Origin of the sequence: Francisella sp. SYW-9 (assembly GCF_008711465.1) — a bacterium.
GTDB lineage: Bacteria > Pseudomonadota > Gammaproteobacteria > Francisellales > Francisellaceae > Francisella.
Genome location: NZ_VXKQ01000010.1, coordinates 115,552 through 129,993, shown reverse-complemented (window position 1 = coordinate 129,993; position 14,442 = coordinate 115,552). Strand labels below are relative to the sequence as shown.

Sequence of the window (14,442 nt, the reverse complement as noted above, 5' to 3'; positions counted from 1 at the left end):
CAATTTAGTGGACACTACCTCAAAATCACTTTGTGATAATCCTCTTCATCCATATACTAAAGCACTACTATCGGCTGTACCTCTACCTGATCCACACCTAGAGCGTAATAAGCAGATTCAAATTCTTGAAGGAGATTTACCATCACCAATAAACCCTCCATCAGGTTGTGTTTTTAGAACACGTTGCCCTATTGCGACACAGGATTGTTCTACATCAAAACCTGAGGTGAGAGAAACATCTGAAATACGAAAAGTGGCATGTATTAGAGCTTAAGGCTATCTTTCAATTATACATATACTAGTTTTATATTTATTTAAGTGATTAAATAATCTCTTCTTTAGAAAATATGCATTTTTTATAAAGCTACTAAAACTAGGGATATCCAAAATATCTATATTTTGAACATCAAAATATAACCCCATTCCTAAGCTTTTAATTATGGCTTCTTTAACATTAAAAACTTCAAAGAAAAAATCTAATCTATCCTCTTTGCTTGTTAGCTGATTATAGTGTAATACTTCTTTTGGATGCATTATGATGTTGATTAAATCTTGATGATTAATTTTAGTATCTATAAATTCAATATCTACACCGATATTATATTTATCACTAATGGCAATTATTATATATTGCTCAGAGTAAGAAATACTAAAATCAATATTTTTATTAGCTTTTAATATAGGCTTCTGAAATTGGCCATATTTTAGTTCAAAACTATTGATTTGATATCTAGATTTTACATAATTATACAAAAAACTACGAGCTAATAATCTTTTATCTTGATCTATTTTAAACTTATATTTTTTGATTTCTAAGGCTTGATTGTCTGGAATAATATCTAAATCTATCTGGCTTATGTTTTCTGATATACTTAGTAGAAAAATATCAGTAGATTTTAAAAATTTTTTATAAAATTTAAATTGAGAAATCACAATAAAATGTAAATATTTAAAATATAACTCATTATAGTATTATTCTTAAAAATTTTCTTATTCTTTTGTAGTGAATTTTGATTGTCTCTCTGAAAATTAATTTATCAAGAAAACTTTTTTAAAAAATTCTTATACTCATCTAAAAGAATAAATATTTCAACTTCACTATCTAACCGATTTAACTTCTGACGAAACTCTTTTGAGCTAGGTAAATCTTGAAGGTAAAAACTAGCATGAGTACGAATCTCTTTAACAGCCACTTTTGCAGTTTTTAGCTTTATTAGTCGTCTTAGATGTTCTCCTAATATATTTACTCTTTCTATAGATGAAGGTGGTGGTATTATCTCTCCTGTATTTAGGTATTCTGCAATTTGTCTAAATATCCATGGGTTACCACGTGACGCACGCCCTACCATTACAGCATCTACACCTGTATGATCGATCATTGCTTTTGCACTATGAGGACAAAATACATCGCCATTACCAATCACTACAGTATCGATAGCTTTTTTAACATCTCGGATAATGTCCCAATTTGCTTTACCGGTATACATCTGCTCTCGAGTTCGTCCATGTAATGCTATAGCACTTACTCCAGCATCTTCACAAGCTTTAGCTACTTCAATAGCATTGACATTTTGATCATCCCAGCCTATACGCATCTTTACTGTAACAGGTTTATGTACCGCTTTTACTACTGCTGTCAGTATTTTGTGGATTCTATCGACATCTTTAAGAAGTGCAGCACCTGCTTGGAGTTTTTTAGCAATCTTTGGCATGGGACAGCCCATATTTATATCCAAAAAGTCACATTCTGTATTTTCAGCAATGTATTTAGTTGCTCCTACAAAACTCTCAAGATCCGTACCAAATATTTGTATCCCAAGTGGTTTTTCACTATTTTCCATATAGAGCATTTCCATTGTTTCCCAATTACGCTCTACTACGGCTTTATTACTTACCATCTCAGTATATATTAGTCCTGCACCATGCTCTTTGCATATAGTTCGAAAAGCACTATCACAAAAGCCTGCCATCGGCGCAAGTACGACATTATTTTCTATTTCAATATCAGCTATTTTAAAGCCCATCTTTTACACCATCTAATAAGAACCATTGTCCCATCTGTTTTGGTTGACTAAAGTTTATGCCATACTTTTTAAACTCTTCTTGGACTTCATCAACTTGATTTTCTATTATCCCAGATAAAGCTAATCTACCACCCTGCTTTAAACTACCTGAAATACTTTTAACTAAGCTTATAAGCACATTAGAAAAAATATTTGCCACAACTAAATCAAATTGCTGTGTTGGAGGATTATCACCAAAACTCGTTTTTTCAGTTACACTGTTTTCTCCAGCATTTTTGATAGATGACTCTATTGAGTTTAGATCTATATCAATCCCTTGAGCAGAGTTAGCACCTAACTTCACAGCTCCAATTGCAAGTACTCCAGTACCACAACCATAGTCTAAAACTATAGAGTTCTCAGTAACATTATCTTCTAACCACTCTAGACACATCTTGGTAGTCTCATGATTACCACAGCCAAAAGCGATACTAGGATCTACAATAATATATATATGATCTTTATCATTTGGTAATTCACGCCAGTTTGGATAAACAACGATATTCCTTCCAATCTTAATTGGATCATAGTCATATAGCCATGCCGCTTCCCATTGTTGATCTTTTATAACTTCATAATTTATTTTACTCTCAAGAATATTCTCAAACTCTTTTTTAAGAGTATCAATTATAGAATTTATATCATAATGATTTTCATATAGTACTACTACATTTACAATATCATCAGGCTTATCGACTCTTGTTATCGACCCCACATCATTATTAAAAAGATAATCCTCAATAATATCAAAAAATTTAGATTTAACACTAAATTGTAACTGGTGCCACTGTTGCATTTTATAAAAATAACTCAAAATATTATATATCGTGAAATGATACTAAATAATATAATTAACAGCTAGATTAAATTGATCATTTAACATTTAGCTTGATCTAATTTTTCGTAGCAAAATATGATTTATAAAGCGTAATATATAAACTGCTAAAAATCCAGCACTTGCTACAAGTAGACCGGCAATAAAACTACCTAAGAACAATGGTTGCCAAAAATCATGCATATGATTTAACATGTGAGATCCAAATGTCTCCCAGTCTGAAATATTAACCTGTATTCCAAGCAAAAAACATCCAAATATATAGTTACCTAGATACATAGGAACCCAAGTTAATGGATTACTAATCCATACGGTTGAAATAGTTGTTGGAATGTTTGCTTTAAAAACTATAGCTGAAAGGATTGCCGGAGTTATTTGTAAAGGTAAAGGAATCATCATCCAAAAGAATCCTACAAAAACACCTCTTGCTACAGTATCATAATTAGCAATCCATAGCCTCTTGTTTGTAAGACTGTATGCTAAAAAACCAAAAAATCTTGAACTTTCTAATCTTTTTCTTTTTTTAATTAACTTTCGTGCTCTTTTTATGTTCATGTTTTCTTTGATATTAAAATCTTTAATAAGAGCTAATAATTACTTTAGCACTAATCATTAGATTTAAACCTTAAAACTTTATATCCGTTATTAAGGTTGACTATAAGACCAGAAAAGCCTAGTAGCATCCTGACCAGGTCTAAATTCTGTCTCTCTATTGTCAATATATTCACCATATTTTGAGTTAATAAACTCTCTATCTGGTGGAACATATGCTGAACCTTCTGCTTGTTCCTCCTGTACTTCTGGGCCATCATACATATATGGACTATACGGTCGCATATATCCATAACTAAGCATAATGCTTAACATACCTATACATATTAAAATAATTTTCTTCATGCCTTCTATATCTCCTTATTAAGACTTTAGTAGTCTATCTTTCATTATAACTTTTTTGACTCTTTTATGAAGAAAAATTAACTTTTGAATAAATATTTTTTGTTACAATAGCATCTAGATAAATCCTATACTTAAGTAATAAAATGCAAGAATATGGCAAAAAATATAATAAAAAAGCAATCTTACTAGTTAATCTTGGCACACCTGATGGCTATGATGCAAAATCTATAAAAAAATACCTAAAAGAATTTTTATCAGACAGACGAGTTATTGAAGCTAATCCTATATTATGGAAATTAATCTTGAATCTAATTATTTTACCTATTCGTGCAAAGAAAAATGTTCACACTTACCAGGCTGTCTGGAATAAAGAACACAACAAATCTCCACTACTATTCTATACAGAAAATCTTGCAGAAAAATTAAAGACAAAGCTGGATAATCATATAGTTGATTGTGCTATGCGTTATGGTAACCCAAGTATTGAAAGTAAGATTAAGAGTTTACAAGAGCAAGGAGCTACTGAAATAGTAGTTTTCCCTCTATACCCGCAATATTCCGCAACTACTACAGCTACAGTTTATGATGAAATTTATAGAGTTTTATTAAAATTAAGATGGCAACCTACTATTAAAGGTATTAATCCTTATTATGATAATAAATTTCATATTGAAACTATTAGCCAGCAACTAAAAAATCATTTACAAAATTTAGATTATACTCCTGATACAATCTTATTTTCATTTCATGGTTTACCACAAGAATATTTTGATAAAGGTGATCCTTATTATTGTCATTGTCACAAAACTTATCGCTTAGTAAAAGAGTCTCTACAAGATAACTATCCAAACATAGACTTTGAGTTATCATTTCAATCACGTTTTGGTCCTAAAAAATGGTTAGAACCATATACGACCGTAAAGCTAGAAGAATTTGCTAAGCAAAATAAAAAAGTACTTGTAATAGCTCCAGGATTTAGTGTTGACTGCTTAGAGACTTTAGAGGAGTTGGCAATTACTGAGAAGCAAACATTCTTAGATAAAGGTGGTAAAAAATTCAGCTTGATCCCTTGTCTAAATGATTCTCAAGAGCATGTTGAAATGTTATACAATATTATTATAAATGAGTAAGATAATGTAAAAGTTATGAAAATCTATATTAAAGGTTTAATTGTAATATTATCAGTACTTCTCTCTAATAGCTTATGCTTATCTTATGGTAAATATGGCAACATTGAAAGAAATGATGAAATAATCAAAAGAATCCAAGATGGTGGCCAAGAGTATGTATCAAAGCAAACAGCTCAAGCAAATTCTAATAAACCACTATCGATAATATGGGTACAAAAGAACTATTTAACTAAACAACAAGCATTAGAGTTACAACAAAAAATTGATAAAGCTATAGTAGAGATTCGTAACACTTTAGAAATCCCTGAGAATGAAAGAAACTTTACTATACATTACTATATATATGGAGCTCATGAAGCATCTCATGCTATGACTGGATACCATATGCTTGATAAGGCTCATCCAACAACATTTATTACGTGGTATGCTCAAGGTAGATCCCCTTATGTACACGAAACAGTGCATATTATTGCTTGGCATTGGCGTAGTGTTTGGATCAAAGAAGGACTTGCAGTATATCTTAATCAAAAGCTTAAAGGTGAGTCAACATTCCCTAACTTTGGCAAAAACCTTAACTTCTTAGCTAAAAAACATATTGAAAGTATAGATTCAGATAAAGATTTGAATACTATATTAGCAAATAAATTTGAAGTAGGTAAAAATGGTCTAGTTTTCTTTAAAGGGCCTAAAAAAGAACGCATTCATAAGAAAAGAATCTTTTATATATTATCTGGTTCTTTTACAGAATATTTATTTGCACAACTTGGTGCTAATAAGTTTATGCAAATTTATAATGCTATTAATACAAAAGAGGCTATAAATAAAGTTACAGGTAAAACTATTTCTCAATGGGAAAATGCTTGGGTAAATTATTTAAGAAACACAAATTTTACAGAATATGAAAAAGAAAACTAATTCTAATAAAATAGTAGCTATACATTGGTTTAGACAAGACTTGCGTCTGGCTGATAATCCAGCATTATATCAAGCTAGCCAAGCAGATAGAACTATCACAATATTTATTCATGATAAAAAATATCCAATAGGCGACGCAAGTAAATTATGGTTACATCACTCTCTAAAAAGTCTTAATAAATCTCTAGATAACAAATTAAACTTCTATATTGGAGATCCTCTAGAAATTATAAAAAAGCTTGTTAGAGAAAATAGTATCACAGATTTCTATTGGAATAGATGTTATGACAAATATAGCATAGATAGAGACACTCAAATCAAACAATTTCTTCAAGAGCAGAGCATAAATGTAAAAAGCTTTAACGGAAGTCTACTTATAGAACCTTGGGAATGTAAAAAAGATGATGGTACACATTATAAGGTTTATACACCTTTCTATAAGGAACTTATTAAAGTCAGAAAATATAGATCAAATATTGTAAAATCTGAATTTAATAAACTAGAAAAGCTTAATAGCTCTAGAGATCTAGATTCATTAAAACTTTTAGAACCAAAACACTCTTGGCAAAATATCATCAAACAATGGCAAGTCGGTGAAAAATCAGCTAGTAAAATACTTGAAGATTTTTTAGCAGATAAAGTTAAAAATTATAAGACTGCTAGAGATTATATGAGCCTAGATGCTACATCAGCATTATCACCCTATTTGCATTTCGGTGAAATCTCACCAAATCAAATCTTTAATGCTGTACAAAGTTTAGATACTATTGGAAGTAACGAAGAACATTTTATAAAAGAGCTCGTCTGGCGTGATTTTTCATATTACCAGATATATTACTACCCTGAACTTTATAATAAGAATATCAATCAAAAATTTGATAATTTTGAGTGGGATAATAACCCTACCATTCTAAAAAAATGGCAACAAGGACAAACTGGTATACCTATAGTAGATGCTGGTATGAGAGAACTTTGGCAAACTGGTTATATGCATAATCGTGTGCGTATGATAGTAGCAAGCTTTCTTATAAAAAACTGTCTAATTCACTGGAAGTATGGTGAAAAATGGTTTTTTGATACTTTATTTGATGCTGATTTTGCTAGTAATAATGCTAATTGGCAATGGGTTGCTGGATCTGGTCTAGATGCAGCGCCCTACTTTAGGATATTCAACCCTGTATTACAGTCTGAGAAATTTGAAGCTTATGATTATATTCGTAAGTATTTACCAGAACTAGCTAATTTACCTAATAAGTTTTTAGTAAAACCATGGGAAGCTCCTGAAAATATTTTAAATGATGCAAATATCATTCTTAATAAAGATTATCCAAAACCTATCACTAACCTTAAGAGTTCTCGATATAAAGCTTTAGAATTGCATAAAAAAATCAAATAAATTGTTTTGGATATTATCAATTATTTATTCTTACTAATTTATAGTCTATAGTAGAAATATATATCTTATTTTCATAAGTGTTATAACTAAAGGAGATTAATATATGAGTGATAAAATAAAATCTATTCAAGCAATGGAAATTTTAGACTCTCGTGGTAACCCAACAGTTCGAGTATATGTAGAGCTCGAAGATGGCACAAAAGCAACTGCATCTGTACCATCTGGAGCTAGTACAGGTGAAAATGAAGCTGTTGAGCTACGTGATGGAGATAAATCACGTTACGGTGGCAAAGGTGTATTAAAAGCTGTTGCTAATGTCAGTGAAGTCATAGCACCTGCACTAATTGGGATAAATGCCCATAATCAATCACAAATAGATCGCATAATGATTGAACTTGATGGTACAAAAAATAAATCTAAGCTTGGAGCTAATGCGATATTAGGTGTCTCAATGGCTGTTGCAAGAGCCGCAGCATTATCGCATAAAATACCTTTATATCAATATCTTGGTGGTGCTGGAGCTAGAAGAATACCTGTGCCATGTATGAATATTCTAAATGGTGGTGAACATTCAGATAATAATGTTGATTTCCAAGAGTTTATGGCTGTACCAATAGGAGCTGAATCATTTAGTGAAGGTTTACGCTATGTTGCAGAAACTTTCCATAAATTAAAAAGTATTCTCAAAGAGCGTAACTTAGTAACTAGTGTTGGAGATGAAGGAGGATTTGCTCCTAATGTTGAAAGTAATGAAGCAGCTATTGAATTAATTATAGAAGCTATTGAAAAAGCAGGATACCTTCCTGGTAAAGATATTTCTATAGCGATAGATTCAGCAGCAAGTTCATTCTCGCCAAATATTGATGATAAATATGATCTGAAATGGTCTGGAATTGGCAAAAAAACTAATCAAGATCTAATAAATCTAGCAAAAGAATGGGTTAAAAAATATCCAATTATATTATGGGAAGATCCTTTATCAGAAGCTGATTGGGGAGGTTTTAGAAACTTTACAGCTGAGCTTGGTAAGCATATAGAAGTAGTTGGTGATGATATTTTTGTCACAAATACTGAGTATATATCTCGAGGTATTAAAGAAAAAACTGCAAATTCAGCTTTGATTAAGTTAAATCAAATAGGTACCGTTTCTGAAACCATAGAAGCTGTAAGGATGTGTCGTGATAATGGTTGGCGTTACTTTATATCACATCGTTCAGGTGAGACAGAAGATGATTTCTTAGCTGATTTTGCTGTAGCTATGGATGGTGGACACTTAAAAACAGGATCAGCATGTCGTAGCGAACGTATTGCAAAATATAACCGTCTTTTAGAGATAGAAAAAGAACTTGGAAAGAGTGCTCTTTATTATTGGAGTTAGTAATTAATTAAATCTTATATTAAATATACCTTAATTAATTTTTAAACTTACTTATTCATTACAAATATTTCCCAAAGATTTTTTAATCAAAAAATAAAATGTATAATGACTATATAACAATTTAAGCTTTGTTGTACATGATAAATAAATTAAATAAAAATAAGTCTAATTTATTAGTATCAGGAGTCAAAGAAGTTAACTCCACAAAGCATATGTCATGTAAAAAAGAAAACAAAGGCATTACTCTAGTAGAATTAATAATAACTATTTCCTTAATCGCTATATTAGCTTCAGTATCTATTCCTATATATTCTGATTATAAAACTCGAGCAAAAATTGGTGGAGAAATTACTAAGATAGGTGATGTAAAAATGCAAATCAATGAAGTAATTGCTCTAAGTGATTTAGATGAAGGTGATCAAATTAGGAATATATATATCTAATATGCCTCAGAATATTGGTGTGGCTACAAATGGTATTATTGTTATCAATCTTGGTAATTCAGCATATTTAGGTATACCAGCTTCAGATACGCCAATTATTAGCAATGCTCTAGCAGCTATTCACTTAGCTCCTTTTATTGTAAATACTACACTAGTTTGGAGTTGTGAGAATGCTGCCAACTCAACTTTAACGGCTGATCTACTACCAAATAGTTGCTTAGAAGAAACATTGGTTGATCTAAGTAGTACATGTATATCTACCATAAATGCTACTTGTAGTCCAAGTAGTAATGGTAACGGTGGCGGTAATGGCAATGGCAATAACTAATTAAACAAAGATCAAAAANNTTTTTGATCTTTGTTTAATTTAGCAGGATGATTATCATACTTACCATCGAAAGCTCCTACGTATTGTGGCTCGAAGCAAATAGCATCATACTGTTTTAATATATTACCATTTGAGAGAATATGCCCCCTACTAAAATTACATGTATAAATTTGCATAGCAGGATATGAGCTTGAAACTTTTAGTTTTCTGCCGCTACTATAATCTTCAAGAAGAATACTACCATCAACAATATAGCAATGATCGATGCCTCCTTTGTGGAAATATTTAGAATCTTGTTTTTCTAATTTATCACCAATTCTAGATTTTTTATTAAAATCCATTTCTTCAGGTAAAGATATTATTTCTTTTGGTATTAAATCATCATCTACATTAACAAACTTAGTAGCAGGTACTTCTAACTCATGGTCAACGATAGTAGTTTTATACTTACCTGATAAGTTATAGTGACAATGATTTGTTATATTTAAAATAGTATCTGCATCTGATATAGCATCAAATTTTATAACTAAAGAGTTATCTAGAAGCTCATATGTTACATTGATCGTTACATTTCCAGGGAAGCTATCAGTTGATGATTTTTGAATGCATGTAAATTTAACTTTAGTACTATTTATAACCTCAAAATTAAATTTCTGATGTGTTATACAATTAAATCCTCCATGAAGAGTATGTTTATCTTGATAGTTCTTTTCTAAATTATATGTTTTGTCATTTAAAATAACCTTAGCATCTTTAATTCTACCAGCAATTCTTCCAACAGTTGCACCAAAGTATGATGGATTATCAGAATATTCTTGGATGTTTTGATACTGTAATACTATATCTTCTAATTTTCCATTTTTATCTTTAGTTTTAAGTGAATAAATAACAGCCCCTAAATCTAAAAGTGTTACTTCAACATTATCATTTTTTAATGTTATTAAATTACATGCTTTATCTGCTATACAGATTTCTTTAATACTCATATTATCCTCTCCTTAGCAAAATCTAGTATTAATCTAGCTATTTCTGATTTAGTCTTATTAGAATATTCTTTATTTTTTTGTTCTGATAAGATCATCACCGAAGAGTCATCTTTACCAAAGACACTTGTTGAATTTGCAACAATCATATCTAGATTTTTCTTTATAAGCTTTTTCTTAGCGTACCCAATTATATTTTGCGATTCAGCTGCAAACCCTATCGCAAATATATTAGGATAATTTTTCTTACAATTTGCTAGAACGTCAGGATTCTTAATAAACTCTAGAGTTAGACTCTCATCCGTCTTTTTAATTTTATTATCAAATTTATTCTTTATTTTATAGTCAGCCACAGCTGCACAACCAATAAAAATATCATGATTTTTTGCTTGTTCTAGCATAGCTTGGTTCATATCATCTGCACTTTTAGTATTGATAATATCTAAATTATTATGAGTTATATCAAATGATATTGAGGTTTTAGCTTTTAATACTGTAACCTTTGCTCCTCTATTTAGTAGCTCTTCTACTAATGCAAGGCCCATTTTTCCAGAACTATAATTAGATAGATATCTAACTCCATCAATATCTTCTACTGTTGCTCCAACTGTTATTAAAACTTTTTTATCTTTGAAGTCTTGGGCTACTGATAATATTTCAAATAATTTCTCAGGTTCAGTCAATCGACCTCCTCCAATATCTCCACATGCTTGTAAGCCATTGTCTGGAGATAGTAAGTTAAAGCCTAAACTTTGCAACTTTTTAATATTTTCTTGTGTTAACTGATTTTGCCACATATTAACATTCATTGCTGGAGCAAAATATACTTTATTGGATTGATCATTAGCAAGTATACATTGACTTAATAAATCATCAGCTAAACCATTAGCTAACTTAGCTACAGTATTAGCAGAAGCAGGTATTATAAATATTTTATCAGCCCAACGTGAGAGATTAATATGTGCCATACTCTGCTCATAACTATACATATCAAGTGAACCATCAGTATAGGTATCACACCCAAGAGCTACTAATAATTCTGGTTTGATAAATTGTTGTGCTCCTTTAGTTACAATCGCTCTACACTCTACACCACTTTTAATAAAAAGACGGATTAAATTTATAGTTTTAAAGGCTGATACACTTCCTGTAATTCCAAATAGAATTTTATGTGACATAAATTTGCTCTCTATTTTTTTAAAATCTTTTTTCTTTTATAAAAAATAATTATTAATAAAACCATAACAGCTACAGCAACTGTTAATATATCTACATTTTGTCTAAATACTTGTTCACTAGTCAACCATGAAGCAAAAACAATTCCAAAAAAGATACTACTAGTTCTTCCTAATGCAAATATCATATTACAAGCTAATGAACGAACTTCTGTTGGAAATTCAGTAGCAGCATATTGAGCCCACATAATATTATATCCGCCTCCGATAAGACCAATAACAATCCCATAAAAGAATACTACATCACTTGATATATATTTATAACTAAAGATACTAACTAAGAATATGAATATATTTATTGCAAAAAATAAATTTGGTGATTTGAAGTATTGATTATAAAATCCACTAATAATACAGCTGATAATATTTCCGGCAAAAAAACCGAATAAGAAAATTTTGACTAAACTTGCAAAATCAACATCTGAAGCTATAAATCTTACTAAAGAAAACATTACAGTGATCACAAAGAAATAAGGTAATGTAATTAAAAAATTTAAAATTAAAGGCTTACTATAGTTCTTAAATAGAAAAACTATATTTCCAGCATTTTTAAATCTATCAGACTTATACATTTCAATAAAGTATGGAGATTCTTCGAGCATATTTCTAAAAGCATATATTGCTAAGCCAGCTAAACCACCAAATATAAACATTATTTGATAAGAAAAAACACTAAATAATGTTGCTACAATTCCACCAAGGACACCTAATATATATAAAAGACTCATTCCCCAAGCAGCTATTTTAGGGGGAAAAAACTCAATTATTAATACACTAGAAACAGCAAACTCACTAGCTAAAGCAAAGTACGCTAAAAATCGTAATAACATAAATATATGTAAATTAGTTACGAAAATACAACAGATTGTTGAAAAACTATAAAGTAAAATACTATATTTAATAACTGTTATACGACCTAATCTATCTGCCAAGATCCCAAAAGATATAGCTCCTACTAATATACCTATCATCTGGATATTATTAATTAAATAGTACATTTGTTGTATTTTTGTCAAATTATGCATATCAAACTGTTGTTTAAATATATCTACATATGCTGATCCAAATACAGATAAGTCATAAAAATCAATAAAATATCCTAAACATAGGATAAGAAGAATCCATTTTGTATTTTTCATTAATTTTCAAGAGATTTATATAATATTAAATGTATATTATAGATTGTAAGTTAGGATATAACTAGGCAAGATCTATTATTTTAATCTACAATAATATTTTTTTCATTAGCTGTTGATTTACAGAATGCCACATAGCGTTTATCAGTAGCAAACCAATAAAAAACAATACCAATAACTGCATTTAGTAGGTAGCTATTGATAGGTGATGTTATACATAAGAATAGTAAAAACGGAGCTGCTAAATAGAAAAGGTTTTTAACACCAACTCTTCTAAACTCTATAGCTCCATAGATTGTCATTAGAACTATTAATATAACACTCATATTAATATTAGTACGTATCTCAACGGTGTTTAAAAGCATGGCTAGTATAACAAATACAACCAAACCGTATAATCTAGTACGAGGTGCTAATGCCCCCATACTAACTGGAGCTGCCATATAGCCTATAATATGAAATCCTGTTACCACAAGCATTAAAGCTGTCCAGTTGTCTGAAAAAAGTAAAAATATCCCAGCTAATATAAAGTTTGCTATTAGTGATCTACGTGAAATATTTACAATAGGCGTTATTTTTGCAAAATATCTTGGCATTTGACCTTCAGATGACATTGCATATAGCATTCTAGATGAAGCACCTAGATAGCTATAACCAGTTGCAGATGGACTAATAACACTATCAATAATTAATAATATAGATATATATCCTAAGCCTAATAATGTAGCTAGTTGTAATAATGGCGATTCAAAATCTAAACCAGCCCAACCACCTTTACTAACTAAATAATCATGTGGTACTGCTTGCATAAAAGCATATTGTAAACAAAGATATAGTACTAAAACTAATGCTAAAGCAAAGACAATCGCTAAAGGTACGTTTCTACCTGGGTTTTTAACCTCACTTGCATATGCTACAACCGTCTGGAAACCATTGAATGTATAAATAAGACCACCAGCAACAATAGCTGTCAAAGCAGATGTGAAACCAAACTGACTATTTCCTGGAATATCTGCGGCAAACATGCTTACATGATCAGAACTATGCATTAATGAATAAGTAACAAATATTAAAACAATAATTGCAGGAACAGCCATTTTAAATATCGTAATAGCATTATTAACTCTTGATAAAAGCTTAACTCCGTAAAAATTAATAATTAAATATACAACTAAAACAAAAAGCGAGAAAGCTGTACCTGCTATAGTTAAAATATTATCATGCATCAACCAATCCATGGATTTAACACCAGCAAGATACTGTGTTGTTGCAAGAGCTTCTGAAGATATTACAACAACTATTCCAAACCAATTTGCAAAAGCAAAAGGCATTGCAAAGATATTATTATGCGATATAGCGCTTGATCTAGTAGTAGCTCCTCTAACAGGATACATAGATACTACCTTACCTAAACACAGAGCTATCATTAAAACTAAGATAGCTGCAAATATCCACGCTAAGAATGCCCAGTTACCAGCATTTTCAACTGTTAGTTGAGCACTAAAAAGCCAACCAGATCCGACCATCGAAGTAGTACCAATCAATATAGCACTAAACAATGACATCTTTTTAACAGATACATCACTCATTTTTTTCCCTTATAATTGATTAAAGAATTTATTAGAGAATATAATCTCTAAGTTATTAAAATCATCTCTAGTAAAATTAAAATTATTATCCTACTAGCAAAAAGTCATAAGATT

At 30.4% G+C, this 14,442-nt stretch carries 16 protein-coding genes; 7 read left to right on the top strand and 9 right to left on the bottom strand.

The features are described from left to right. The coding region (locus tag F3D62_RS06685; protein WP_411961316.1) for an oligopeptide/dipeptide ABC transporter ATP-binding protein at positions 1-274 on the top strand (274 nt) is incomplete at its 5' end. A gap of 2 nt (positions 275-276) precedes the next feature. Here the strand turns inward: F3D62_RS06685 and F3D62_RS06680 are convergent. The 5 genes from F3D62_RS06680 to F3D62_RS06660 all read right to left on the bottom strand — a co-directional run bounded on the left by F3D62_RS06680 (position 277) and on the right by F3D62_RS06660 (position 3,795). Beyond that, positions 277-933 carry a 4'-phosphopantetheinyl transferase family protein gene (locus F3D62_RS06680; protein WP_191092557.1) on the bottom strand — a complete coding sequence of 219 codons (657 nt, stop codon included), beginning with the start codon at positions 931-933 and terminating at the stop codon, positions 277-279. Positions 934-1,037: 104 nt separating this feature from the next. After that, a complete protein-coding gene (gene dusB, locus F3D62_RS06675; protein ID WP_150467475.1) occupies positions 1,038-2,024 on the bottom strand; it encodes a tRNA dihydrouridine synthase DusB in 987 nt (328 codons plus the stop codon). Then, the gene (gene prmA / locus F3D62_RS06670) at positions 2,014-2,859 is read right to left on the bottom strand and encodes a 50S ribosomal protein L11 methyltransferase (protein WP_150467474.1); all 846 of its coding nucleotides are present in this window, start codon (positions 2,857-2,859) and stop codon (positions 2,014-2,016) included. The genes dusB and prmA overlap by 11 nt, the downstream gene beginning before the upstream one ends. An 87-nt stretch (positions 2,860-2,946) precedes the next feature. Then, complete coding sequence (locus F3D62_RS06665; protein ID WP_150467473.1) at positions 2,947-3,453, bottom strand: DUF2062 domain-containing protein; 507 nt, start codon at positions 3,451-3,453, stop codon at positions 2,947-2,949. Positions 3,454-3,543: 90 nt separating this feature from the next. Continuing rightward, positions 3,544-3,795 (bottom strand): hypothetical protein, encoded by a 252-nt coding sequence (locus F3D62_RS06660; RefSeq protein WP_150467472.1) that lies wholly within the window; start codon positions 3,793-3,795, stop codon positions 3,544-3,546. A gap of 143 nt (positions 3,796-3,938) precedes the next feature. On the opposite strand from F3D62_RS06660, the gene hemH reads away from it, so the two are divergent. From hemH to F3D62_RS06630, 6 genes are all read left to right on the top strand, one after another. After that, positions 3,939-4,925: a ferrochelatase gene (hemH, locus tag F3D62_RS06655; RefSeq protein WP_150467471.1), complete on the top strand. Its 987-nt coding sequence runs from the start codon at positions 3,939-3,941 to the stop codon at positions 4,923-4,925. A gap of 15 nt (positions 4,926-4,940) precedes the next feature. Beyond that, positions 4,941-5,840 carry a hypothetical protein gene (locus F3D62_RS06650; RefSeq protein ID WP_150467470.1) on the top strand — a complete coding sequence of 300 codons (900 nt, stop codon included), beginning with the start codon at positions 4,941-4,943 and terminating at the stop codon, positions 5,838-5,840. After that, complete coding sequence (locus F3D62_RS06645; RefSeq protein ID WP_150467469.1) at positions 5,824-7,236, top strand: cryptochrome/photolyase family protein; 1,413 nt, start codon at positions 5,824-5,826, stop codon at positions 7,234-7,236. The genes F3D62_RS06650 and F3D62_RS06645 overlap by 17 nt, the downstream gene beginning before the upstream one ends. A gap of 103 nt (positions 7,237-7,339) precedes the next feature. After that, positions 7,340-8,614, top strand: a complete 1,275-nt coding sequence (gene eno / locus F3D62_RS06640) for a phosphopyruvate hydratase (protein WP_150467468.1) — start codon at positions 7,340-7,342, stop codon at positions 8,612-8,614. A 137-nt stretch (positions 8,615-8,751) separates the two neighbouring features. Beyond that, entirely contained in the window at positions 8,752-9,057 is a 306-nt protein-coding gene (locus tag F3D62_RS06635; protein WP_150467467.1) for a type IV pilin protein, read from the top strand. Continuing rightward, positions 9,023-9,385 (top strand): hypothetical protein, encoded by a 363-nt coding sequence (locus F3D62_RS06630; protein WP_191092556.1) that lies wholly within the window; start codon positions 9,023-9,025, stop codon positions 9,383-9,385. Before F3D62_RS06635 ends, F3D62_RS06630 begins: the two co-directional genes overlap by 35 nt. Positions 9,386-9,396: 11 nt before the next feature. On the opposite strand, the gene F3D62_RS06625 is transcribed toward F3D62_RS06630, so the two are convergent. The 4 genes from F3D62_RS06625 to F3D62_RS06610 all read right to left on the bottom strand — a co-directional run bounded on the left by F3D62_RS06625 (position 9,397) and on the right by F3D62_RS06610 (position 14,328). Next, entirely contained in the window at positions 9,397-10,371 is a 975-nt protein-coding gene (locus F3D62_RS06625) for an aldose epimerase family protein (protein WP_150467465.1), read from the bottom strand. Then, positions 10,368-11,546: a bifunctional phosphopantothenoylcysteine decarboxylase/phosphopantothenate--cysteine ligase CoaBC gene (gene coaBC / locus F3D62_RS06620; RefSeq protein WP_150467464.1), complete on the bottom strand. Its 1,179-nt coding sequence runs from the start codon at positions 11,544-11,546 to the stop codon at positions 10,368-10,370. The genes F3D62_RS06625 and coaBC overlap by 4 nt, the downstream gene beginning before the upstream one ends. Before the next feature lie 11 nt (positions 11,547-11,557). Then, positions 11,558-12,742: an MFS transporter gene (locus F3D62_RS06615; RefSeq protein WP_150467463.1), complete on the bottom strand. Its 1,185-nt coding sequence runs from the start codon at positions 12,740-12,742 to the stop codon at positions 11,558-11,560. An 80-nt stretch (positions 12,743-12,822) separates the two neighbouring features. Next, positions 12,823-14,328 (bottom strand): APC family permease, encoded by a 1,506-nt coding sequence (locus F3D62_RS06610; RefSeq protein WP_150467462.1) that lies wholly within the window; start codon positions 14,326-14,328, stop codon positions 12,823-12,825. Between the last annotated feature and the right edge of the window lie 114 nt (positions 14,329-14,442).